Annotated in this window: 21 protein-coding genes and 1 riboswitch; of the genes, 12 read left to right on the top strand and 9 right to left on the bottom strand. The window is 57.7% G+C overall.

Translation table 11 applies throughout. The features are described 5' to 3' along the window. Nucleotides 1-336 precede the first annotated feature (336 nt). The gene (pgi, locus tag S7A_RS17575) at nucleotides 337-1,983 is read right to left on the bottom strand and encodes a glucose-6-phosphate isomerase (protein ID WP_009092632.1); all 1,647 of its coding nucleotides are present in this window, start codon (nucleotides 1,981-1,983) and stop codon (nucleotides 337-339) included. 429 nt (nucleotides 1,984-2,412) lie between these two features. Beyond that, nucleotides 2,413-2,603, top strand: a riboswitch (Lysine riboswitch). 119 nt (nucleotides 2,604-2,722) lie between these two features. On the opposite strand from pgi, the gene lysC reads away from it, so the two are divergent. From lysC to panS, 3 genes are all read left to right on the top strand, one after another. Then, on the top strand, nucleotides 2,723-4,075 hold the full coding sequence (gene lysC, locus S7A_RS17570) for a lysine-sensitive aspartokinase 3 (protein WP_009092631.1): 1,353 nt from the start codon (nucleotides 2,723-2,725) through the stop codon (nucleotides 4,073-4,075). 241 nt (nucleotides 4,076-4,316) lie between these two features. Next, nucleotides 4,317-5,009: an aquaporin Z gene (aqpZ, locus tag S7A_RS17565; RefSeq protein ID WP_009092629.1), complete on the top strand. Its 693-nt coding sequence runs from the start codon at nucleotides 4,317-4,319 to the stop codon at nucleotides 5,007-5,009. 181 nt (nucleotides 5,010-5,190) lie between these two features. Then, nucleotides 5,191-6,108, top strand: a complete 918-nt coding sequence (gene panS, locus S7A_RS17560; protein ID WP_009092628.1) for a ketopantoate/pantoate/pantothenate transporter PanS — start codon at nucleotides 5,191-5,193, stop codon at nucleotides 6,106-6,108. Nucleotides 6,109-6,145: 37 nt separating this feature from the next. Here panS and S7A_RS17555 read toward each other — a convergent pair whose 3' ends face one another. The 6 genes from S7A_RS17555 to S7A_RS17530 form a co-directional block, all read right to left on the bottom strand. Then, complete coding sequence (locus S7A_RS17555; RefSeq protein ID WP_009092626.1) at nucleotides 6,146-7,771, bottom strand: Na/Pi cotransporter family protein; 1,626 nt, start codon at nucleotides 7,769-7,771, stop codon at nucleotides 6,146-6,148. Nucleotides 7,772-7,879: 108 nt separating this feature from the next. After that, entirely contained in the window at nucleotides 7,880-8,872 is a 993-nt protein-coding gene (locus tag S7A_RS17550) for an ABC transporter ATP-binding protein (protein WP_009092625.1), read from the bottom strand. Between the two features lie 2 nt (nucleotides 8,873-8,874). After that, nucleotides 8,875-9,660 (bottom strand): ABC transporter permease, encoded by a 786-nt coding sequence (locus tag S7A_RS17545; RefSeq protein ID WP_009092624.1) that lies wholly within the window; start codon nucleotides 9,658-9,660, stop codon nucleotides 8,875-8,877. A 10-nt stretch (nucleotides 9,661-9,670) separates the two neighbouring features. After that, a complete protein-coding gene (locus S7A_RS17540; RefSeq protein WP_009092623.1) occupies nucleotides 9,671-10,516 on the bottom strand; it encodes an ABC transporter permease subunit in 846 nt (281 codons plus the stop codon). Next, nucleotides 10,513-11,325, bottom strand: coding sequence for an alkaline phosphatase family protein (locus S7A_RS17535; protein WP_009092622.1), 813 nt, complete (start codon nucleotides 11,323-11,325; stop codon nucleotides 10,513-10,515). The genes S7A_RS17540 and S7A_RS17535 overlap by 4 nt, the downstream gene beginning before the upstream one ends. 19 nt (nucleotides 11,326-11,344) lie before the next feature. Beyond that, a complete protein-coding gene (locus tag S7A_RS17530) occupies nucleotides 11,345-12,406 on the bottom strand; it encodes an ABC transporter substrate-binding protein (RefSeq protein WP_009092621.1) in 1,062 nt (353 codons plus the stop codon). A gap of 206 nt (nucleotides 12,407-12,612) precedes the next feature. Here S7A_RS17530 and S7A_RS17525 point away from each other — a divergent pair, with 206 nt between their 5' ends. The 4 genes from S7A_RS17525 to ubiA all read left to right on the top strand — a co-directional run bounded on the left by S7A_RS17525 (nucleotide 12,613) and on the right by ubiA (nucleotide 15,295). After that, nucleotides 12,613-13,320: a UTRA domain-containing protein gene (locus tag S7A_RS17525; RefSeq protein ID WP_009092620.1), complete on the top strand. Its 708-nt coding sequence runs from the start codon at nucleotides 12,613-12,615 to the stop codon at nucleotides 13,318-13,320. A 70-nt stretch (nucleotides 13,321-13,390) separates the two neighbouring features. Next, on the top strand, nucleotides 13,391-13,801 hold the full coding sequence (psiE, locus tag S7A_RS17520) for a phosphate-starvation-inducible protein PsiE (protein ID WP_009092619.1): 411 nt from the start codon (nucleotides 13,391-13,393) through the stop codon (nucleotides 13,799-13,801). 86 nt (nucleotides 13,802-13,887) lie between these two features. Continuing rightward, the gene (gene ubiC, locus S7A_RS17515) at nucleotides 13,888-14,400 is read left to right on the top strand and encodes a chorismate lyase (RefSeq protein ID WP_009092618.1); all 513 of its coding nucleotides are present in this window, start codon (nucleotides 13,888-13,890) and stop codon (nucleotides 14,398-14,400) included. Between the two features lie 28 nt (nucleotides 14,401-14,428). After that, a complete protein-coding gene (gene ubiA / locus S7A_RS17510; RefSeq protein ID WP_009092617.1) occupies nucleotides 14,429-15,295 on the top strand; it encodes a 4-hydroxybenzoate octaprenyltransferase in 867 nt (288 codons plus the stop codon). Between the two features lie 245 nt (nucleotides 15,296-15,540). Here the strand turns inward: ubiA and plsB are convergent, their stop codons facing one another. Further along, nucleotides 15,541-17,964 carry a glycerol-3-phosphate 1-O-acyltransferase PlsB gene (plsB, locus tag S7A_RS17505; RefSeq protein ID WP_009092616.1) on the bottom strand — a complete coding sequence of 808 codons (2,424 nt, stop codon included), beginning with the start codon at nucleotides 17,962-17,964 and terminating at the stop codon, nucleotides 15,541-15,543. A gap of 127 nt (nucleotides 17,965-18,091) precedes the next feature. On the opposite strand from plsB, the gene S7A_RS17500 reads away from it, so the two are divergent. The 3 genes from S7A_RS17500 to dinF all read left to right on the top strand — a co-directional run bounded on the left by S7A_RS17500 (nucleotide 18,092) and on the right by dinF (nucleotide 20,603). Continuing rightward, entirely contained in the window at nucleotides 18,092-18,460 is a 369-nt protein-coding gene (locus S7A_RS17500) for a diacylglycerol kinase (protein WP_009092615.1), read from the top strand. A gap of 105 nt (nucleotides 18,461-18,565) precedes the next feature. Next, entirely contained in the window at nucleotides 18,566-19,180 is a 615-nt protein-coding gene (gene lexA / locus S7A_RS17495) for a transcriptional repressor LexA (protein WP_009092614.1), read from the top strand. Between the two features lie 100 nt (nucleotides 19,181-19,280). Then, nucleotides 19,281-20,603: an MATE family efflux transporter DinF gene (gene dinF / locus S7A_RS17490; protein ID WP_009092613.1), complete on the top strand. Its 1,323-nt coding sequence runs from the start codon at nucleotides 19,281-19,283 to the stop codon at nucleotides 20,601-20,603. Between the two features lie 42 nt (nucleotides 20,604-20,645). On the opposite strand, the gene zur is transcribed toward dinF, so the two are convergent. After that, nucleotides 20,646-21,167, bottom strand: coding sequence for a zinc uptake transcriptional repressor Zur (zur, locus tag S7A_RS17485; RefSeq protein WP_009092612.1), 522 nt, complete (start codon nucleotides 21,165-21,167; stop codon nucleotides 20,646-20,648). A gap of 450 nt (nucleotides 21,168-21,617) precedes the next feature. Here zur and traF point away from each other — a divergent pair, with 450 nt between their 5' ends. Both traF and dusA read left to right on the top strand, forming a co-directional pair. Beyond that, entirely contained in the window at nucleotides 21,618-22,868 is a 1,251-nt protein-coding gene (traF, locus tag S7A_RS17480) for a conjugal transfer protein TraF (protein WP_009092611.1), read from the top strand. 106 nt (nucleotides 22,869-22,974) lie between these two features. Next, nucleotides 22,975-23,967 carry a tRNA dihydrouridine(20/20a) synthase DusA gene (dusA, locus tag S7A_RS17475; RefSeq protein WP_009092610.1) on the top strand — a complete coding sequence of 331 codons (993 nt, stop codon included), beginning with the start codon at nucleotides 22,975-22,977 and terminating at the stop codon, nucleotides 23,965-23,967. Nucleotides 23,968-24,120 lie beyond the last annotated feature (153 nt).

Here is a 24,120-nt window from a genome sequence, read left to right as displayed (position 1 = left end):
GATGCCAGATATTTCGCTGCGGGTTAAAGAATTGCAAAGCGTAATGTTCTCTTTTATTAATATCTGGTACGGAATAAGAATAATCAGAATTTACTCAGGATTGCTAAAATTAAATAGGATTATGAATCAAGGGTTAACCCAGGGTAACGACACTTTTCAGGTCCATTTTATACTGGGTGTTGGCGGGTATGATCCGGCAATGTTCAGAATTGTCTTAGGTGACTTTCGGAATTTTCCCGCGCCAGTGACGGTCTGTGTATCCATAAAGCGCCAGACAGGGCGTAAACAGAGACAAAAAAAGGCGGCAAATGTGCCGCCTGATTAATTTAAAGCCGATTAACGCCAGGACTTGTAGCGATTAATTAAGGCATTAGTGGAACTGTCATGACTGGTAATCTGTTCATCATTTTCCAGTTCCGGCAGAATGCGGTTCGCCAGTTGCTTCCCTAATTCCACACCCCACTGATCGAAGGTGAAGATATTCAGGATGGCACCCTGAGTGAAGATTTTATGTTCATACAGGGCAATCAGAGCACCCAGGCTGAATGGGGTAATCTCACGCAGCAGGATAGAGTTGGTCGGGCGGTTACCTTCAAAGACTTTAAACGGCACGATATGGGCCACGGACTCTGCAGATTTACCGGCATCCGTAAACTCTTTCTCCACCACGTCGCGTGATTTACCAAAGGCCAGCGCTTCGGTCTGCGCAAAGAAGTTGGAAAGCAGCTTCGGATGGTGGTCGGCGAGGGCGTTATGGCTGATGGCGGGTGCAATAAAGTCGCACGGCACCAGCTTGGTTCCCTGATGAATCAGCTGATAGAACGCATGCTGACCGTTGGTGCCCGGTTCGCCCCAGATAATAGGACCGGTCTGGTAATCCACCGGGTGACCGTCGCGATCCACATACTTGCCGTTTGACTCCATATTTCCCTGCTGGAAATAGGCCGCAAAGCGGTGCATGTACTGGTCATAAGGCAGGATCGCTTCGGTTTCGGCACCAAAGAAGTTGTTGTACCAGATACCAATCAGCGCCAGCAGCACCGGCAGGTTCTGTTCAGCAGGCGTCGAGGCGAAGTGCTGATCCATGGCGTGCGCGCCGCTCAGCAGCTGCTCGAAGTTATCGAAACCGATAGAGAGAATGATCGACAGGCCGATGGCAGACCAGAGCGAATAGCGACCGCCTACCCAGTCCCAGAATTCAAACATGTTGTTGGTGTCGATGCCAAACTCGCCCACCGCTTTGGCGTTGGTGGAGAGCGCCGCAAAGTGTTTCGCCACGTGCTGCTGATCGCCAGCCGTTTTCAGGAACCAGTCACGCGCACTGTGGGCGTTGGTCATGGTTTCCTGCGTGGTAAAGGTCTTCGATGCGACCAGGAACAGGGTGGTTTCCGGGCTGAGATCTTTCAGCGTTTCGGCGATGTGGGTGCCGTCAACGTTAGAAACAAAGTGCATATTCAGGTGGTTTTTATACGGGCGCAGCGCCTCAGTCACCATGAACGGGCCGAGGTCGGAGCCGCCGATACCGATGTTTACCACGTCCGTAATCGCTTTACCGGTATAGCCTTTCCACTCGCCGCTGATGATACGCTCGGAGAAGCCTTTCATCTTATCCAGCACCGCGTTCACTTCCGGCATCACATCTTTGCCATCCACCAGAATCGGGGTGTTGCTGCGGTTGCGCAGCGCGACGTGCAGCACCGCACGATCTTCGGTCCGGTTAATCTTCTCACCCGAGAACATAGACTTAATGGCACCGCTGAGATCGGTCTCTCTCGCCAGAGCCTGTAACTTATCGAGGGTTTCCTGGGTGATGCGGTTTTTGGAGAAATCCACCAGCATCTGATCATCAAAGGTGGCAGAGAATTTGGCAAAACGATCGGCATCCTCAGCAAACAGATCGGCAATTTCCACCGATTTCATCTGCTCAAAATGCTGTTGCAGCGCTTTCCAGGCTGCGGTTTGTGTCGGATTGATATTTTTCATGGCAACACTCTTGTTGATAAAAAGAACCGTCATCCCATCGGGTCACATCGACCCCGTTTAGCGTTTCAGTATGACCACAGTTGTAACTGAAAGGAAAAATTTTGTCAGCGCGCTCCGGGCAGGGGAGCGGAAAGCCCGCATCCTGTCGCCAGCATTCACTGGCGCGAACAGCCGGAGAGGGCAGTGACAACGTCCGACCGAGTGTGACGCGAAAGGCCATACAAAACGTTGTGCCGAATCAGGAATGAATGCAACGGCTGAACCCATTAAGCTTCGCAGAAAAAAGGGCGCGTCGGACTGAACCCACCCAGCACTCTAGACGCTGTGGCGCAGGCAGATTTGTTTTCTGATGCGGCGCGCCAGCCATGCTGACATTGACAGCAGGGCCAGAAAAGGCTAAATGTATGCGCCTACTTGCGCACCTGTGCGCAAGCCAGAAGAGGCGCGTCGCCCAGGCAGTGTGTTGGAGGAACCGTATCCGGCGAAAACACATGATGGGGAGCGACGCCGAGGTGGGTCAGCACGCGGTGTGTTGCCTGTCGGCTACAGGGGCTGAATCCTCTGGGTTGTCACCAGAAACGTGCAGTCGACGTTTCGCAAGGTGGGGCGCTTCTGGGTGACTCGTCTACCCGATCTGGTCTGCCCGTTTCTGCTCTTTCCTTGTGCCTGGCTGAAAGAATGTTTCCCGACCCCTTTCTCAATGGCGGGAACAAGATAACCTGACACGAGGTTCTACTACATGTCTCAAACACTGATTGTGGCAAAATTTGGCGGCACCAGCGTCGCTGATTTTGAAGCGATGAATCGCAGCGCTGATGTGGTGCTGCAGGATGCCAGCACCCGTCTGGTGGTGCTTTCCGCCTCGGCGGGCATCACCAATCTGCTGGTTTCGCTGGCTGAAGGCCAGCCCGCTGCCCAGCGTGCCGTTCTGCTCGATGATATCCGCCGTATCCAGTATGCCATTGTGGATCGTCTGCAGCGTCCGGATGTGATCCGCGATGAAATCGATCGGATGATCGACAATATCAGTATGCTCTCTGAAGCCGCTTCGCTGGCCACCTCAAGTGCCCTGACCGATGAACTGGTCAGTCACGGCGAGCTCATGTCCTCCCTGCTGTTTGTTGAAATTCTGCGTGAACGCCAGGTCAATGCGGAGTGGTTTGACGTTCGCAGAGTGCTGCGCACCGACGATCGCTTTGGCCGGGCTGTACCGGACGTCGACGTGCTGGCAACGCAGGCGACGGAGCAGCTGCAGCCGCGCATCGCGCAGGCGCTGGTTGTGACCCAGGGCTTCATCGGCAGTGAAAGTGAAGGGCGCACCACCACGTTAGGCCGTGGCGGCAGTGATTACACCGCAGCGCTGCTCGGCGAAGCCCTTCACGCGGCGCGCGTGGATATCTGGACCGATGTGCCGGGTATCTACACCACCGATCCGCGCGTGGTGCCGACCGCGAAGCGTATTGATGAAATCACCTTTGAAGAAGCCGCTGAAATGGCGACGTTTGGCGCGAAAGTCCTGCATCCGGCCACGCTGCTGCCCGCCGTACGCCGCGGTATCCCGGTCTTTGTCGGCTCCAGCAAGGATCCGGCCGCGGGAGGAACCCGCGTCTGCAACGAAACCCGCAACCCGCCGCTGTTCCGGGCGCTGGCGTTGCGCCGTAAGCAGACGCTGTTAACGCTGCACAGCCTGAACATGCTGCATACGTTTGGTTTCCTCGCCGAACTGTTCAACATTCTGGCGCGCCACAACGTCTCGGTCGATCTGATCACCACCTCGGAAGTGAGCGTGGCGCTGACGCTCGACACCACCGGCTCCACCTCTACCAGTGCCAGCCTGCTGACCCAGGCGCTGCTGACGGAACTCTCGTCGCTCTGCCGGGTAGAAGTAGAAGAAGATCTGGCGCTGGTGGCGATTATCGGCAACCAGCTCTCTAAAGCCTGCGGCGTTGGCAAAGAGGTGTTTGGTGTACTCGACCCGTTCAACCTGCGCATGATTTGCTACGGTGCCAGCAGCTACAACCTCTGCTTCCTGGTGCCGGGCAACGATGCAGAAAGCGTGGTGCGTACGCTGCACCGCAATCTGTTCGAGTAAGCCTCTCTGTTTTCTCAGGCCGCCTCAGCGCGGCCTGAAAAAGCGTCCGGCCGGGTCACACTGGCCGGTTTTCCCCGCGTTACGTCATCCCGGATAAATCCCCTTTTTACAAAGGGTTATTATTCCCTGTTGCCAAATGGCAACCCTTTTATCCTGCCATTTCATGTACTTGCGTTGCGATCCGCCTGCGCAGTTTTATAATCCCGCCGCAAAATCCATTCACCCAATCACAGGAAATATCATGAAAAGGTTAATCGCAGAAGCGCTGGGCACCTTTGTGCTGGTGGCGGGCGGTTGCGGGAGTGCCGTGCTGTCTGCCGCGTTTCCGCAGCTGGGCATTGGCTTTCTGGGCGTGGCGCTGGCGTTCGGGTTGAGCGTGCTGGTCATGGCCTATGCGGTCGGACACATTTCAGGCGGTCATTTTAACCCGGCGGTCACCCTGGGCCTGGTGGCAGGCGGACGTTTTCCCGCAGCGCAGGCTATCCCTTACATCCTCGCGCAGCTGGCGGGTGGCATTGCGGCGGGTGCGGTGCTCTGGCTGATCGCCAGCGGCAGAGGCGAGTTCAGTGCCGCCGCCAGCGGCTTCGCGGCGAACGGTTACGGCACGCATTCGCCGGGCGGCTTCAGCCTGCAGGCGGGTATGATCAGCGAAGTCGTGATGACCGCCATCTTCCTGATCGTCATCATGGGGGCGACCAGCGAACGTGCACCGAAAGGCTTTGCGCCGATCGCGATTGGCCTGACGTTAACCCTGATTCATCTGGTGACGATTCCGGTGACCAACACCTCGGTCAACCCGGCCCGCAGCACGGCAGTGGCCCTGTTCCAGGGGGACTGGGCACTCTCACAACTGTGGATGTTCTGGCTGATGCCGGTTATCGGTGGTGTGGTGGGTGGTGTGATCTACCGCAGTTTAGAGGATAAAGCAGCGTAATTTCGTCGATTTGCAGCGGATCGGCAGCAGTCGATCCGCATTTTCCCGCCCCGCCGCATGTTCGCCTTACGTCGTGATAACGAAATGTTATGATCCCGCCCGCGTCAGCAGTCGTTCCTGTATGGCGTGCTTCAGGGGCAACTCTGCATAAAACACAACACTCTTATAAGGAAGTCTGGCCATGCTCGCCACTTTAACCCGCCTGTTCCCGCTCTGGGCCGTGCTGTTATCTGTCGCCGCGTATTACTCGCCCGGAACGTTTCTTGGCATCGGGCCGTGGGTCACGTATCTGCTGATGCTGATCATGTTTGGCATGGGCGTGACGCTCAATATTGACGATTTTAAACGCGTGCTGACCCGCCCCGCGCCCGTGATTGCCGGTACCTTTCTGCACTATCTGGTGATGCCGTTAGCCGCCTGGGCGCTGGCAAAACTGTTCCATATGCCGCCCGATCTCGCTGCGGGGATGATTCTGGTCGGCAGCGTCGCCAGCGGCACTGCCAGCAACGTGATGATCTATCTGGCGAAGGGGGATGTGGCGCTGTCGGTCACGATCTCCTCCGTCTCGGCGCTGGTGGGCGTATTCGCCACGCCGCTGCTGACCCGCTTTTATGTGGACACCCATATTCAGGTGGATGTGGTGGGAATGCTGCTGAGCATCGTGAAAATCGTGGTGATCCCGATTAGCCTCGGGCTGATCATTCATCACAGCATGAACAGCGTGGTTCGCCGGGTCGAGCCCTGGCTGCCTGCGTTTTCAATGATCTGTATTCTGCTGATCATCAGCGCAGTCGTGGCGGGCAGTCAGAGCTTTATCGGATCGGTGGGCCTGATGGTGATCGCCGCTGTGATCCTGCATAACGCCATTGGCCTGCTGGGCGGTTACTGGGGAGGCAAGCTGTTTGGCTTTGATGAGTCAACCTGCCGCACGCTGGCGCTGGAGGTCGGGATGCAGAACTCCGGTCTGGCGGCGACGCTGGGCAAGCTCTACTTCTCGCCGCTGGCGGCCCTGCCGGGCGCGCTGTTCTCGGTGTGGCACAACCTGTCAGGTTCACTGCTGGCGGGCTACTGGTCCGGAAAGCCGATCAAGAAGCCGTAACACCGATGGCGCGCAGAGGTTTCCCTCCTCTGCGCGCTTATTCATAATCACGCTCATCGTCGGGCTGCTCCAGCACGGTATAGGCGACGCTGCAGAACAGTGAGTTGAGACGCTTCATGTCACCGAGCAAACCGAGGTGCAGCGAACTGGTCTCAATACTCTGCACGTTCTGCTGATGCAGGCGGTCAACGTGCGCGTGCGAGTAGCGGCGAATCATCAGACGGAAACGATGTTTCGCTCGGCGCAGCCGTTTGGCACTGGTGACATCGTGCGACAGAAACACCGACAGACTCATTCTGAGGTTGCTGATCAGCAGCTCCTGCAGGCCTTCCAGCTCTTTCAGTCCCTCGGCTGAGAAGGCGCGGCCCGCCGCCAGCGACTTATCCGCTACATCACCGCTCATCCGTTCAATGATGTCACCGGCCTGCTCCAGATTGAGCGACATCTCAATGATTTCCCCCCAGCGCCGCGAATCCTCTTCCGGCAGATCCTCTTTCGGCATCCGCGCCAGATAGAGTTTGATGGCGGTGTAGAGCACATCGACATCATCATCCAGCCGCCGCACCGTGCGCTCCTCGCGGGATTCCCCATGCATCACCTTATTAAACGCCTCCAGCATCTGCTCCAGCACGTCGCCCATGCGCAGCGCCTCGCGGGCGGCATTCACCAGGGCAAGCGCCGGGGTATCCAGTGCGCTGCGGTCAAGATGCTTCGGTTTCAGCTGCAGAGCGGTGTCCACATCGTCGGCGATAAGACGACGGCAGAGGCGCGCCATCAGGTCAGCAAAGGGCACCATCGCCACGCAGCGAACCAGGTTGTAGAAGACGTGGAAGAAGATCACCAGCTCTTCATCGTTCACCGGCAGCTTATCCAGCCATGTCGCCACGATATCGACAAAGGGCAGGATCACCACGCAGCCGATCAGCTTAAACAGCAGGCTGCCGAGCGCCACGCGCTTGCCCGCCGCATTGGAGCCGCTGGCGTTGATGAGGGCCAGCAGGCCGCTGCCCAGGTTGGCACCAATCACCAGACAGAGCGCCACCTTAAAAGAGATCACCCCGGTGGCGGTCAGCGTGGCGGTGATCAGCACCGCAGCCAGGCTGGAGTAACTGATAATGGCGAAGACCGCGCCCAGCAGGGCATCAAGCATCACATCGCCGGTCAGGCTGGAGAAGAGCACCTGGACCCCGGCGGCCTGGGTAATCGGGCGGGCGGCTTCAACAATCAGCTGCAGTGCCAGCAGGATCAGACCCAGTCCGATACTGGCCCGGCCTAGCTGTCCGGCTCGGGTCTGCTTACGGCTGAGAAAGAAGACCACGCCAAAAAAGATAAACAGCGGCGAGAGCCAGGAGAGATCAAACGTCAGGATACGGGCCATGATCGCGGTGCCGACATCCGCCCCCAGGATCACCACCAGCGCGGGGGTCAGGCTGACCAGATTCTGCGCCACAAAGGAGGTGACCAGCAGGGTGGTGGCATTGCTGCTCTGCACCAGCGTGGTCACACCAATGCCCGCCAGAAACGCCATCGGTTTCTTTTCTATGCTGCGGCTGAGGACGCGGCGCAGATCGGCGCCGTAAACCCGCATGATGCCGGTGCGGACGATATGCGTGCCCCAGACCAGCAGGGCCACGGCAGAGAGTAAATTAAGCAGCGTTAACACGAGGGGTTGCTCCTCCAGAGTCAGGCTTAAAGCACAGACTGCCAGCCTGACGGAGAGAGCAATCTGTGAAAAGGGATTGCCGTGCTTTGCCTGATTTTTTCCTGTGTTTTAAGCCACCTGGCGCAAAGTCGACATCGCTAATTGTAGACCAATCTGACTGCCAGCGGGATGCAAATCCGCCGCCGATCGGTTAAGCACATCCACCGAAAGTTCCACATCCTGCGCCCGGATACGATAGCGGATGACGTTGCCCAGCAGGCTGTGGCTGAGGATGACCGCAGGAATGCCCTGGCCCTGCGCCGTGAACTGCATTGATTCCGGACGAATCGCCACCTGGCTGTGAAAAGGCTGGCCGGTCAGCCGCGTTGCCTGCTCAGCGCTGAGCAGGTTGTAGTTACCGATAAACCCGGCGGCGAAGAGGTCAGCCGGCTGGGTGTAGAGCGCTTCGGCATCGCCGTTCTGCACGATTTTACCCCGGTTCATCAGCACAATACGATCGGAGAGCGTCAGCGCCTCCTCCTGATCGTGGGTGACGAAAAGGGTCGTGAGGTTCAGCTCGCGCTGGATGCGGCGGATTTGATCGCGCAGATGGCGACGGATTCGCGCATCCAGCGCCGACAGCGGCTCATCCAGCAGCAGCAGACGCGGACGCGTCACCAGCGAACGCGCCAGTGCCACGCGCTGACACTGCCCGCCCGACAGCTGATGCGGATAACGGCGCGCATAGTCGCTGAGTTCCACCAGCTCCAGCACCTCCGGCACCCGCTGGCGGATCTCTGCGTCGGGCAGCTTCTGCATCTTCAGGCCAAACGCGACGTTTTTCTCTACCGTCATGTTGGGAAAGAGTGCGTAGCTCTGGAACACCATACCGATGGCGCGCTTCTGCGGCGCCAGCGGCACAATATCGTGACCCGCCAGCCGGATTTCGCCGCTGTCGACGCCGGTTAAACCGGCCAGGCAGCGCAGCAGCGTCGATTTACCGCAGCCGCTGGGGCCGAGCAGGGTAACGAACTCACCTTCTGCCGCGTTGAAATCGATCTCCTCGAAAATGGGGGTGGGCCCATAGCGTTTATTCAGCGATCTGACCTCAAGATAACTCATACTCAGCCTCGTTCGGGATTCAGGGCGTTAGCCAGCCAGGTGACCAGCAGCACCACAAAGAAATAGGAGATCACCAGCGCGCTGGTGAAGTGACCGCTGCCGTTGCGCATGTTGTAGAGATAGACCTGCAGGGTTTCATAGCGGTTGCCGACCAGCAGGTTAGCAAAGACAAATTCGCCAATCAGAAAGGAGAAGGAGAGCAGGACCGCAATCAGCATCCCTTTGCGCAGGTTGGGCAGCACCACCCAGAGTGCCGCCTGCCAGGTGCTGGCACCCAGCAGCTGCGCGGCGTCGATCAGCTCTTTCAGGTTGATGGCCTGCATATTGTTCGCCAGCGCCCGATAGATAAAGGGCAGCGCGATGGTGAAATAACAGCCAATCAGTATCCAGGGTGTGCCGGTCAGCATCAGCGGGGAGGAAGAGTAGAGCTGCAGCAAACCCACTGACGAGACCACCGGCGGCACGGCGAAGGGCATCAGGATCAGGATGTTCATCACCGCATCCAGCCGTGGATAGTAGTAAGCGATTACAAACATGGCAGGCAGCACCAGCAGCAGCGAAAAGAGCAGCGCACCAAAGCAAATTAGCAGGGAATGGCCCAGCGCCGTCAGAAAACGCGGGTCACTCCAGAGCTGGATGAACCACTTCAGGCTATAGCCCTGCGGCAGAATGGTATTACTCCAGTCAGAGGCGATCGCATAGAGCAGCGTGGCCGCCAGCGGCAGGGCCAGCAGGAGAAAAAGTACCCCCACCATTATCCGGTGATACAGGCGCTCAGCAGGTGACATGAATGCTCCTTCAGGGCTGTTTCGCGTTGAGATAGCTGCGGCGCACCAGATACTGCTGCACCAGGGTGATCAGCGCCATAATCGCCACCAGCAGCATCGCCAGCGCGCTGCCGGTGTTGGGGTCCAGCGAGATATCCCCGGAGACCAGCGCGGCGATGCGCACCGGCACCACGTTAAAGTTTCCGGTAGTCAGGGCATAAATGGTGGCGTAAGCCCCCAGCGCGTTCGCCAGCAGGATAACAAAGGTGCCAAGCAGTGCCGGAAACAGAATCGGCAGGGCGATGTGCCACCCGTAGTGCCAGCGGCTGGCCCCCAGCAGAGCCGCCGACTCCTGCCACTCTTTCTTCAGCCCGTCGAACGCCGGGTAGAGCAGCAGCACGCCCAGCGGGATCTGGAACCAGGTGTAGACCAGCACCATGCCGTTGCGCGAAAAGAGCCGGAAGCTCTCAATCAGCCCGTAGTGACGCAGCAGCAGCGTCAGACAGCCGTTCAGCCCCAGCAGGATCACAAAGGCGAAGGCGAGCGGGACACCGGCAAAATTGCTGGTCATGTTGGTAAAGGAGAGCAGGAAACGCTGCAGCCGCCCGCCGCCGAGCTGGTGCAGGGAGTAGCCGGTAACTAGCGCAATCACTAATCCATAGACGCTTGACCAGAGCGAAATATCGAGCGAAAAACGAAACGCCTGCTGATAAAAGGGCGAGGTCAGGATGTCGTGATAATTATCCCAGCCCCACTGGCTGTTCATCTCACTCCAGAAGCTGTTGATGGCGATCCACAGTAGCGGTGCCAGCTGAAAGGCGACCCAGAACAGGGCAAACGGCAGCAACAGCAGCAGGGCAAAGCCTTTTCTCCTCATCTCGGTGGCTCCGCCAGCAGCCCGCGGCAGACCGGTTTGTCATGCGGCACCTCAAGCAGTTCGCACAGGGTGCCGCACAGATCGGTCTGCTGCGGTGCCAGATCAGGCTGAAGCGAGAAGGCCCGGCCAAAGACAAACAGCGGCACCGTAGTCTCCTCAGGCAGAATGCCGCCATGGGAGCGATCGTCATTCATACCATGATCGGCGGTCACCATCACCTGATAGCCCTCGGCCAGCCACAGCGGCATCCACTGCGACAGCAGGCCGTCGGCGATGCGCGCCCGGTTGCGGTACTGCGGTGAGGAGAGCCCCGATTTATGACCGGCGTCGTCGATGTTCATCGGGTGGATCAGCAGAAAGTCGGGATCGTGACGCAGCCGCAGGCTCTCTGCGTCTTCAAACAGATGCGAATCGGGATAGCTGTCGTCAGAGTAAAAATGACCATACTGAATCGGCAGTTCCGGTGCGTCCGTATGACGATCGCGCGCCGGAACAAACGGGGTTCGGTTATAAAGTTCACTCACCCAGTGGTAGGCCGCCGCCGCGGTGGTCAGGCCCGCCGCACGGGCAAAGTGAAAGATGCTGCGCTCGCGACTTAACCGGCTGACGCCATTGTGAATAATGCCGCTTCTGACCGGCGGGACGCCGGTCAGAATGCACTCATAAAGCGGCCGCGACAGTGAGGGCAGTTCACAGGTCAGACGGTAGTAAAAACCGTTGCCCTGCGAACATTCGGCATGCAGATAACCCATTGCATGTTGTGCGACCTGATTGCTCAGCCCATCCAGCACCACCAGGATAGTCTTCATTTCCTCTCCCCGCCGCAGGTTACTGCTGCATGTTGATGATGACGTTTTCCTGCCACAGGCGCGGCAGCATTTTTGACGATTTATCCCAGGCGGCCTGATCTTTAACCGGGCGGGCATTTTTGTACTCTGACTGCGGCAGCAGACGAGCCTGAACATCCGCAGGCAGCGTCAGATGCTCGGCACGAATCGGACGGGCATAGCCCTTCGCCAGGTTGATCTGGCCCTGGTCTGAGAAGATATATTCGCGCGTCAGTTTTGCCGCGGCAGGATGTTTCGCATATTTGTTGATGAGGGTGGTGTAACCGGAAGTAACAGAACCGTCAGAGGGGATCACCACTTCGTAGCGGCTTTTATCAATCTGGTCACGGTAGTTAAGGGCGTTAAAGTCCCACACCACCGCCATCTGCACTTCCCCTTTTTCGATGTTGGCGATCACCGGATCGGTCACGCCAAGACGCCCCTGTTTTGCCAGGTCAGCGAAGAATGCCAGCGCCGGTTTCAGGTTCTTCTCGTCGCCGCCTAATGCGTAGTTTGCCGCCAGCACACCGTTGGCTGCCTGAGCTGCCACGCCGACATCACCGATAGTAACCACATACTTACCTTTTTTCAGATCGGCCCAGCTGTGGGGGATATCCTTAACCTGCTGCTTGTCGATCAGGAAAGCGATGGTGCCGGTATAGGCCAGCGCCCAGTGACCCTCTTTATCTTTGGCCCAGGCCGGGATCTGATCCCAGTGGGTCGGTTTATACGGCTGCGTCAGCCCTTTCGCCACGGCGATGGGGCCAAAGGCCGCGCCGACGTCGCCGATGTCAGCGCTGGCGTTATCTTTCTCCGCATCAAATTTCGCCAGCTCCTGCGCCGATGACATATCGGTGTCGCTGTGCTTAAGGCCATATTTGCTGTTGAGATCGCTCCAGGTCTCCTTCCAGTTGGCCCAGCTGTCCGGCATCCCGACGCTGTTGACCTGGCCTTCACTGCGCGCCGCTTTTTCCAGCGCGGCGAGGTCGTTATCGGCGGCCTGCGCGACGGGCAGGGTGAGCACTACAGCACTGGCTACTACAGAGGCGATAAACGCTTTCATCTCAGTTGCTCCGGGTGTAAGTTGAGGGGCCTGACTGGTCTAGTCCAGCAAGAACCGAGCCAATGTAGCCCCTGTATATGAACGATTTATGACAGAACCGCGCGATACGGGGGAAGAAAGGCAGCAGACCCGGGTCATCCGCCCGTCACAGGCGCGTTAACCTGAACAGTTATAGTGCGGAGTCGCACCAGAATGAGGCTACTGTTGTGGAGTCAATCGCACTCAAAACGGCGGAGGCGATCGCCAGTGCACTGCTGAGCCGTATCCGGGATGGCGAGTTTCAGAGCGGGCGGTTGCCGGCGGAACGCGCCCTGAGCGAGGCTTTCAGCACCACGCGGATCACGCTGCGTGAAGCGCTGGGCAAGCTGGAAGCGCAGGGGATGATCTACCGCGAGCTGCGTCGGGGCTGGTTTATCGCGCCGCCGCGGCTGGTCTACAACCCGCTGCACCACAGCCACTTTCATGCGATGGCGACGGAGCAGGGGCGGCGGGCGACGACGGAGGTTATTGCGGCTGGCGAGGTAGCCGCGCAGGACGCCGTGGCGACAGCACTGGGTCTGGCCCCCGGCTCGGTGGTCTACTGCATCCGCCGTCTGCGGCGCATTGATGGGCGCGCGGTACTCTATGTGGAACACTACCTGAATCCGCACTTTTTCCCTGGCCTGCTGGAGGAAGATCTGACGCGCTCCCTGACCGACCTCTATGACCAGCGCTACGGTATTCGTTACGGTGGCGCGCGCTTTACCATTCTGCCCGGCCCGCTGCCGGACGTTGCCGCACCTGCGCTGAATGTGGCGACCGGCAGCCCCGGCCTGCTGATCACCCGCATCAACCGCAATCAGCAAAAAGCGGTGATCGACTGCGACTGTGAATACTGGCGCTATGATGCACTCTGTGTGGATGTCGAAGCCTGAGGAGTTATTGTGATTTACATCACACTCGCGCATGATGATGCGCGCTGATAACTCCCTTTTAAGGCGCAACATGAGTGACAAAAATCCTTTGGCCCGCCACCTTGCAACAGCACTGCAATGGGTGCTGAATGTGGGCCTGCTGAGTCTGGCGATCATCCTGATCGTCTTTTTAGGCAAAGAGACGATCCATCTGGCAAACGTGCTGTTTAATACCGGCGAGCAGGCCTCTTCCTATCTGCTGATTGAGGGAATCGTGATCTATTTCCTCTACTTCGAATTTATTGCCCTGATAGTGAAGTACTTTCAGTCCGGCTATCACTTTCCGCTGCGCTATTTTGTCTACATCGGCATTACGGCGATCATCCGCCTGATTATTGTCGATCACAAAAATCCCTTCGATACGCTCTGCTACTCGGCGGCGATACTGATGCTGGTCATTACGCTGTGGCTGGCAAACAGCAACCGGCTGAAACGCGAATAATTCACCTGCCGTCTGGTACGACGGCAGGTGTTCGCATCGCGTCTCTGCGCTAAACTACCGACCTCAAAATTACCGGGAGTGGTGCTATGTCTCAAGACGCGCTCAGCTTATTAGGTGCGCTCAACTGGCTTTCTCCATCGCAGGCAGCCCTCGCGCCGCCGTTGCTCGACTGGCTGATGGAAGAGGATTCAATGACGCGCCGTTTTGAACAGCATTGTCAGCGGGTGACGGTTCGGCCATTGCGCGAAGGCTTTATCGACGCCAGCGAGTTGGGCGAGGAACGCGCCCTGTTGCCGGATGATGAACGCTTCTGGCTGCGTGAAGTGCTGCTGTTCGGCGACGATCAGCCCTGGCTGGCGGGCCGCACCCTGGTGCCGGAAAGCACCCTCAACGGGCCTGAGGCGATGCTGCAGCAGCTGGGTACCCGTCCTCTGGGTCGCTATCTTTTCTCCTCTTCGACGCTGACCCGCGATTTTATTGAACCCGGACAGATTGATGCATTGTGGGGACGGCGGTCGCGTCTGCGCCTCTCCGGCAAGCCGCTGCTGCTGACGGAACTGTTTTTACCGGCATCGCCGCTCTATCGCGATCTGGTCTGAGGATTTTGTGGTGGAAAAGAGCTTAAGTATGAATAAATGGCGGGACTACAGCCGCCTGATGCGCATCGATAAACCGATCGGCACGCTGCTGCTGATGTGGCCCACGCTCTGGGCACTCTGGCTGGCTGACATGGCGATGCCGCCGTTACCGGTGCTGGTGGTGTTTGTGGCCGGGGTCTTTGTGATGCGGGCGGCGGGTTGTGTCATCAATGACTATGCCGATCGCAAAGTGGATGGTCACGTTGAGCGCACCCGACATCGGCCGCTGGCCAGCGGCGCGGTGAGTGCCAGAGAAGCGAAGCTGCTGTTTGTGATTCTGGGGCTGGTGGCTTTTGCGCTGGTGCTGACCATGAACCTGATGACCATCATGCTTTCCGTGGTGGGGCTGGCGCTGGCCTGGGTCTATCCCTTTATGAAGCGCTATACCCATCTGCCGCAGGTCGTACTGGGGGCCGCATTTGGCTGGGCAATCCCTATGGCCTGGTGTGCAGTTAGTGAGTCCTTACCTCTGGTCTGCTGGCTGGTATTCATTGCCAACATCTGCTGGACGGTTGCTTACGATACGCAGTATGCGATGGTGGACAGGGACGATGACCTGAAGATTGGGGTGAAGTCGACCGCCATTTTATTTGGTCGCTTCGACAAGCTGATTATTGGTCTGCTGCAACTGGCAACCCTGCTGCTGATGGCGTCGGTGGGGACGATGCTGCACCTGAACAGCGCCTTCTACTGGACACTCCTGCTGGCTGCCGCCCTGTTTGTTTATCAGCAGAAGCTGATAGCCGGGCGCGAACGTCAGCCCTGTTTCCAGGCTTTCCTCAATAATAACTATGTCGGGATGGTGCTGTTCCTCGGCATTTTAATGAATACGCCGCCGTTCACTCAGCTGTTCTGACTGGAAAGGCAGCCTGTCATAGCGGAAAGACCGCGCCTGCGCAGGGGACAGGGCCAGATCGGAAAGACGCAAAAGCTGTCATCCATGACGGCTCGGCCCGCGCCATCCCTGGCGCGGGACGCTTTCCTCTTCTGTCCCTGTCCCCTGCGCGTCAGGTTCTTCGTTGCTGTAAGAAGCCTGCCAGACAGCCCTGTGCGACATAAAAAAGGCGACCCTGAGGTCGCCTTTTTTGCTTTACGCCGGTATCAGTCGTGCGCGACAGCCGTTTCGATGGTCATCCGGACATCGCTGGTCACCAGGTCAGCCAGGATGTGCCAGGTGGCCTGGGTCTGCGCCACATCCGCATCTCCGCTGTCACTGATGTAGCCTTCATCACGCAGCGTCAGTACCAGTGAGGTAAAGACCGCTTTGTCGAAGAACTCCGGAGCGTTGATACCGTGCAGCACGGAGAGACGTTGTGCCAGCGTCCGGCTCTCTTTCTCCAGCGTGCCGCGGTTAATCGTCGGCTTGGCGCTGAGAATCGAGAAGGTAATGGCATAACGCTGCAGCGTTTCACGCACACCGGCGGCCAGCAGTTGCAGCGTGCGATAGCGCGCCGCGGTAAAGCGCAGTTCTCCGGCCTCAAGCGTAATCAGACCCTGACGCGCCAGCTCCTGACTCAGTTCAGTCAGCAGTTGCGGCAGCTCATCCGTCTCCCAGCGCAGGAAGAGCTCGCTCTTCAGCATCGGATAGATCAGGCTGACCTGACGCAGCAGTTCCGCTTCGCTCAGCGTCTGGTGTTGCTGAACAATGGCGGCAATCAGCGATGGCATCACCAGCATGTGATGAATGTTGTTGCGGTAATAGGTCATCAGCACCGCCTGCTCACGCGGCAGAATGATGATGTCGCCAATGCTGTCCTTTTCACTCTCAAACTTGTTCATGCCCAGGGCGTGATCCAGCAGCGCTTCCGCAGAGAGATCGGGCAGGGTCGCATTCGGCGAGTAAGGCACATTGCGCAGCAGCTGGGTATAGCACTCCAGCTGTTCAATCAACTGTTCGCGGGTAAGTGAGCGCTGACGTGAGGCAAGCAGGGCCGTAACACAGAGGTTCATGGCGTTAGCCGCGCCGGCTTCATTGATCCGCACCATCACGCGAGCCGCAATATCGTTCACGGTCGGGGTCAGCCAGCCGGGACGCTGTGGCTCAATCGGATCGATCGAGTCACGCCATTCCGGCACGCGCTTGTTGAGATAGTTAACCAGCGGCAGCGGTTCGCCAAAGTTAACGTAACCCTGACCGAGATTGCGCAGCTTACGCAGGCCACGCACCATCTGCATGAAGCCCTCTTTCTCTTTTGCCGCGCCGCGCAGCTCTTTGGCGTAAGTACCCACTTCCATCACATGCTCATATCCGATGTAGATCGGCACCAGCGTGATGGGACGATTGCCGCCGCGCAGCATCGCCTGCAGCGTCATGGCTAACGTGCCGGTTTTCGGGTCCAGCAGACGGCCCGTGCGTGAACGGCCACCTTCGACAAAGTACTCAACCGAGTAACCCCGGGTGAACAGCTCACCGAGGTATTCGCGGAATACCGTGGCGTACAGCTTGTTGCCTTTAAAGGTGCGACGGATAAAGAAGGCACCCAGACGACGGAAGATCGGACCGGCTGGCCAGAAGTTGAGGTTGATGCCTGCTGCGATGTGCGGCGGCACCAGGCCCTGGTGATAGAGCACGTAGGAGAGCAGCAGATAATCCATGTGGCTGCGGTGGCAGGGCACGTAGACGATCTCATGACCATCCTGCGCCAGCTGGCGCACTTTTTCGCCGCCATTGACGTTGATGCCCTGATAGAGACGGCTCCAGAGCCAGCCCATCACCCGGTCAGTAACGCGAATCGCTTCATAGGAGAAGTTCGCCGCAATCTCTTCCATCATCTCGACGGCATTCTGCTGCGCTTTCTCATGGGAGATTTTTTTGCTGCGCGCCTCATCTTCTACGGCTTTTTCAATCGCTTTGGATTGCAGCAGGCGATTAAACAGATCCTGACGGGCCGGTAAACGCGGGCCAATCGCAGCCAGCCGCTGACGGGCAAAATGGATACGCGCGACGCGGGCCAGCTTCTGCGCGATCGACTTATCTGTCCCATGTTCCGTGGCCATACGCCGCAGCGACACGGTCGGCGAGAAGCGGACAAAGCTGTCGCGCCCATGCCAGATGACCGCAAAGAACTTCTGCACGCCGTTCAGCACCCGCAGATGTGGTGTGGCTTCGCCCTGAACTTCACGTCCCGGTGCGCGACCAAACATCACGGTGACGGGCAGCATCTGAATATCCAGCGTGGGATTATTGCGATGCAGGTCCAGGTAATCGTGGAAAATTTTCACCGATTCCACGCTGGGTACAAAATAGGGGAAGACGCGCGGGCCATCGTGGATAAAGACGTGGCGAGGCAGCAGGGAACCATCAATCTCCAGTGGAGAGAGCGGATCGGGCAGATGATGCCGCAGACACTGCGCGCGCAAAGTCAGTAAGTCAGCCTTCGAATCGTAAGGCAAAACATACATAATAGGTCGGGTCGGATCCAGACCATGTTCAGACACGGGATCGGCCGGAATGGCCTTACTCTTTACCAGAAACGAGAGTGGTAAATTAAGCAATTTATAATAAAGTTTACGCCAACCTGACATAGACAACATGAAGCCTCTTGTTAGCAAAGCGCCGCAAGCATACCAGAAAGTTCAGCGAAGATCTGTGGTGGTGCCAAATGCACGCAGCCCAGACATTGACGTCAATCCGATAAAAGGGTTCCCACACATGGCAAATAATGCCACCGGACTTATCAGAATAGTAAAAGCCGCCGGTTACTCCTGGCAGGGGCTGCGGGCCGCATGGCAACATGAAGCGGCGTTTCGTCAGGAAGCCCTGGCTGCGCTGGCGGCGATCATTATCGCGTGCTGGCTGGACGTTGATGTGATCTCGCGCATCCTTATGATTGGGTCGGTGGTGCTGGTGGTCATCGTCGAAATCCTCAATAGCGCCATTGAAGCGGTGGTCGATCGCATCGGTCAGGAGCATCATCCGCTCGCGGGCCGGGCAAAAGATATGGGCTCAGCAGCGGTGTTGCTGGCTATCTTACTGGCCCTGTTTGTCTGGATCGCGCTGCTCTGGACACATTTGCGATAAACCTTCCATAACGCGGCTCAGGCCGCGTTTTCCCTGACAATCGGTTTTCATTTCGCCAATACCTGTATATACTCACAGCGACTGTATAAACAACCAGGGGGCGGGATGAAAGCATTAACCAGCAGGCAGCAGCAGGTCTATGACCTGATTCGCGACCATATTACTTCAACAGGCATGCCGCCTACGCGTGCCGAGATTGCCGCGCAGCTGGGTTTCCGCTCGCCAAACGCGGCAGAAGAGCATCTGAAAGCGCTGGCGCGCAAAGGCGTCATTGAGATTGTCTCCGGCGCATCGCGCGGCATCCGTCTGTTAATGGAAGAAGAAGCCTCAGAAGGCATACCGCTGATTGGCCGGGTTGCTGCCGGTGAGCCCATCATGGCGCAGGAACATATCGAGACGCATTACAAAGTCGATCCGGGCCTGTTCAAACCTTCGGCGGATTTCCTGCTGCGCGTCAGCGGAATGTCGATGAAAGATATCGGGATTATGGACGGCGACCTGCTCGCGGTGCATAAAACGCAGGATGTGCGCAATGGCCAGGTTGTGGTGGCCCGCATTGACGATGAAGTGACGGTGAAACGCTGGAAAAAGCAGGGTGCTATCGTGCATCTGCTGCCTGAAAACAGCGACTTCGACCCGATTGTTGTCGATACGCGTGCCCAGTCGCTGACCGTGGAAGGTCTGGCGGTGGGTGTCGTACGCAACGGCGAATGGCTCTGATTCTGACGCCTGCGTGCATTCGCCTTTTCTGGTGCTATTCTGTCTGCCCTGATTTTGTCGCTGCCGCCTCTGCGCAGCGACACTGAGCACGGAATGGCGAATGCGCTTTATCACGGCAACCGATAAAAATCTCTGGCGGCTCGCGCTGCCCATGATCCTGTCAAATATCACCGTTCCCTTACTGGGCGTGGTCGATACGGCAGTGATTGGTCATCTCGACAGCCCCGTCTATCTTGGCGGGGTCGCGGTCGGGACGACCGTCACCAGCTTCCTCTTTATGCTGCTGCTTTTCCTTCGCATGAGCACCACGGGCCTGACGGCACAGGCCTTCGGAGCAGGTGACAAAACGGCGCTGGCACGCGCCCTGGTCCAGCCGCTGATCATGGCGTTGCTGGCGGGTCTCCTGTTTGTTGCGCTGCGTTACCCCATTATTCAGCTGGCCACCCATCTGGTTGGCGGCGATCCTCTGGTACTGGCACAGGCCGGACTGTTTATTCAGATCCGCTGGCTCAGTGCGCCTGCCACGCTGGCGAACCTGGTGATTCTGGGCTGGCTGCTGGGCGTGCAGTATGCGCGTGCGCCGGTGATCCTGCTGGTGGTGGGGAACCTGGTGAATATCGTGCTCGACCTCTGGCTGGTCATGGGGCTGCACTGGGGCGTTGCGGGGGCAGCCACCGCAACGGCACTGGCGGAATATATCACGCTTGGCGTCGGCGGCATGATGGTCTGGCGGGTTCTGAAGCTGCGCGGCATTCCGTTCAGCCTGCTGAAGCAGAGCTGGCGCGGTGACAGCGCCCGGCTGCTGCGTCTCAACCGGGATATTATGCTGCGCTCTCTTATGCTGCAGCTCTGTTTCGCCTCGCTGACCGTGCTGGGCGCCAGGCTGGGGCCGGAGGTGGTCGCGGTGAATGCCGTATTACTGATGTTCATTACCTTTACCGCCTACGCGCTCGATGGTTTTGCCTATGCCGTCGAAGCGTTTGCAGGTGAAGCGCATGGCGCAAAAGATGGCAGCAAACTGCTGCGCGTCTGGCACTCTGCCTGCCGACAGGCGGCGGCGGTGGCGCTCTTCTTCTCGCTGGTTTATGCCTTTACCGGCCCGCAAATCGTGATGCTGCTGACCTCTCTGCAGACAGTGCAGCAGGCGGCCGACCGCTATCTGGTCTGGCAGGTGATTATGCCGCTGATCGGCGTCTGGTGTTATCTGCTGGATGGGATGTTTATCGGCGCAACGCGCGGACGTGAGATGCGTAACAGCATGATGGTGGCAGCCGCAGGCTATTTTCTGACGCTGCTGAGCGTGCCGGTGCTGGGCAATCACGGTTTATGGCTGGCGGTAACGGTTTTCCTGGCGCTGCGCGGCCTCTCACTGTGGCTCATCTGGCGCAGGCACTGGCGTCAGCACAGCTGGTTTACGGCCTGAGCAGGCAGATCGTTTCTATTCCGATAGTGATTGTTCCGCCGCTTATCCCCGTCGTCCGCGCTTTTTACCCTCATCCTGATGGTCATGTCCGCAGTTTTCGTGCTGCGTACAGGCGTCTGCTTCCGCGCAGTTTTCGCATAAGCCATGGGCTTCGATCACGCTGTGACGCAGGGCAAACTGCGCTTCACCCGCCAGCGTGGCGATAATCTTTTCCACGCCCTGCGCCTGCTTCTCGGTGACGGCGGCGCAGCGGTCACAGACCAGCATCACCGACGTATGAGCCGGTGCCTCGAAATGGTGACACATCACATAGCTGTTGTTGGACTCCACCCGATGCACAAAACCCTGCTCCAGCAGGAAGTCGAGCGCACGATAAACCGTGGGAGGTTTGGCCTGAGGTTCGCTGATCCGGAGCTGATCCAGCAGGTCGTAGGCACTGATTGAGCCCGGCTGTTCCGCCATCAGACGCAACACTTCAGCGCGTTGCGAAGTCAGACGCACACCACGTTGCAGGCACATTTTTTCGGCCTGAATCAAAATTTGCTGCGACGTCATGGTAGTCATGAAAATTCTCCGCTGAATAAGTGATGTTATTTTATCACATAACCTGTCGGGGTGCTGAAGCGCGTTTCTGTCTGTTAAAACAGCACAATTAGCCTGAAAAAACAGCGCCTGAGGAATTTTCGCTCCTCTCTATCTCAAATCTGACGAAAAAACCGATCCACCTGTAAATCAACCGGAGCAGAATTTTTTGTCCTTTTGCTTTGCATCTCACTGAGTTAAGAAGTAATGTTCAGAAAGACTTAATAAAAGTCTGACATTATTTGAAATTAGCCGGTCCGTTTTTAATAATTACACGCTAATTCTGGTCGCAAAACGTCCAATCCTTTGAATTAAGACACTGTTTCCTTTGAATTCACAGCAATAACGCGTTAGCCAGGGTTCACAATAGGGCTGACAAACTATTCAGTTGTTGAATGTATCAACGACACTTTCTCAGGTGATGGCAGGCAAATGGTGAAAAAATCCGCTCAACGCTCAGCGCTGATCTGTTCCGCTGCAGCGACCGCGCTTTTCCTTTCTTCTTCCGCCATGGCGGCAGGGACCTGGTATGATGCACGTAATGACGCCATGGGCGGCACCGGCGTGGCATCTTCTGTTTATGGCTCTGCAGTGCTGGCGAACCCGGCATTAATGACGCGTGCTAAATCTGACGATAATGTCAGCATTATTATTCCTTCAGCAGGCATTCAGGTAACGGACAAAGATAAGCTGATCGATAAAGTCGATGATATTACCGACACCGTGGATCGTTACCGCGGTGTGATTGGTAACCTGACGTTTGCCGATTATCTGCGTGGTTATCCTGAACTGCGTGCTGCCTCCGGCGATGTCGCTGACAAGCTCAGCGATTTGCGCGGTAACAAAGCGGACGGCAGTGCGGGTGCGGCCGTCGCCGTGACAATCCCCAATGAAACGCTGCCTTTCGCCTTTATCGCCAAAGCCTACGGTACGGCACACGTCCGGGCTAACGTGGTACAGGGTGATATCAATTACCTGCGCGGGGTTGCTAACGGTACGATTCTGCCCGTTCCGGGCGATCAGAATAACCTTCGCTCCAGTGCGAACGGCTTAGCGGCGCTGGTTACCGATTATGGTGTGGCGGTGGCGCATGAGTTCACTGTCGCCGGTCAGCCGGTGTCGGTGGGCGTGACGCCAAAAGTGCAGAAAACCTGGCTCTATAACTACACTGCCAGCATCTATAACTACGACAAAAATGACATCAACAACAGTCAGTATCGCAGCACCGACACCGGCTTTAACGTTGATGCCGGTCTGGCGACCACCTTTGCTGAAAACTGGACGCTGGGTGTGACCGGGCAGAACCTGGTTTCACGCGATCTGCAGACCCGGGAGGTTAACGGGTTCCGCGACACCTACCAGATTCGCCCGCTGGTCACCACCGGTTTGTCCTGGGATAAAGGTCCGTTTACCGTGACCGGCGATGTGGATCTCACGGAAACGAAACGCTTCAAAACTCAGGATAACAGCCAGTATGCGGCAGTGGGTGCGGAGTACCGCGTACTTGACTGGCTGCAGCTGCGCGCGGGTTATCGGGCGGATATGCGGTCTAACGACGAAAATGTGGCCACGGCAGGTTTTGGTCTGTCACCGTTTAACAAAGCTGTCCATCTGGATCTGGCTGGTTCCGTCGGTGCTAACAATACCTGGGGCGCGATGATGCAGCTGGGCTTTAACTTCTAAGCGGGTTATTCCGGCTCTCCGGGGGCGGGCGATGCACTATCGCCCGCCCTTGTGTTATCCTTGCACAGAATTCCATCACCCTTAATTACCGGATTGTCTGCGCTACATGGCTACTTTTTCTTCGCAACGCTTCTCCATCGCCCCTATGCTCGACTGGACCGATCGGCACTGTCGCTATTTTCATCGTCAGCTGACCGGCGACACCCTGCTCTACACCGAAATGGTGACGACCGGCGCGATCATCCATGGCAAAGGGGATTATCTGGCTTACAGTGACGCTGAACACCCGGTTGCGTTGCAGCTGGGCGGAAGCGATCCGGCGGCGCTGGCGCAGTGCGCGAAGCTGGCGGAGCAGCGCGGCTACGATGAGATCAACCTGAACGTCGGCTGTCCCTCTGATCGGGTGCAGAATGGCCGTTTCGGTGCCTGCCTGATGGCCGAAGCCACTCTGGTCGCAGATGCCGTGAAAGCGATGCGCGACGTGGTGTCGATTCCGGTCACGGTGAAAACCCGTATCGGGATTGATGAGCTGGACAGCTATGCCTTCCTGACCGACTTTATCGGCACGGTGGCGGGCCGCGGCGAGTGCGAAACATTTATCATCCATGCGCGCAAAGCCTGGCTCTCCGGCCTCAGCCCCAAAGAGAACCGCGAAATTCCCCCGCTGGATTATCCCCGCGTCTACCAGCTGAAGCGCGATTTCCCGCATCTGACGATTGCGCTTAATGGCGGCGTGAAAACGCTGGAAGAGGCACAGGCGCATCTGGAGCACCTTGACGGCGTGATGATGGGTCGTGAAGCCTATCAGAACCCCGGCATTCTGGCGCAGGTCGACCAGCAGCTGTTCGGGCGTCAGCATCCGGCGGCTAACCCGGTTGAGGTGGTACGCGCCATGTATCCCTATATTGAAGCGGAACTGGCGAAGGGCACCTATCTGGGCCACGTCACGCGCCATATGCTGGGACTCTTCCAGGGCATTCCGGGCGCACGCCAGTGGCGACGCCATCTGAGTGAAAATGCGCATAAGCCGGGGGCGGATGTCCGCGTTCTGGAAGCGGCGCTGGCGCTGGTGGCGGATAAGATTCCTCAGGAAGCCTGATCCGCTGACGTCACAGAAAATCAGCCTTCAGGCTGGTTTTTTTTACGCCATCATCTGGTCTTTTTCACCAGGTTATCTCACGCCCCCTTCCCGTAAACCACGACTATTCAATAGGTTACCTGTTGGCACGCTTTTTGTAACTGTCCTGGTATG

Source organism: Pantoea sp. Sc1 (assembly GCF_000255315.1).
Classification (GTDB): Bacteria; Pseudomonadota; Gammaproteobacteria; order Enterobacterales; family Enterobacteriaceae; genus Pantoea; species Pantoea anthophila.
This window is presented reverse-complemented; position numbering and strand designations above follow the sequence as displayed.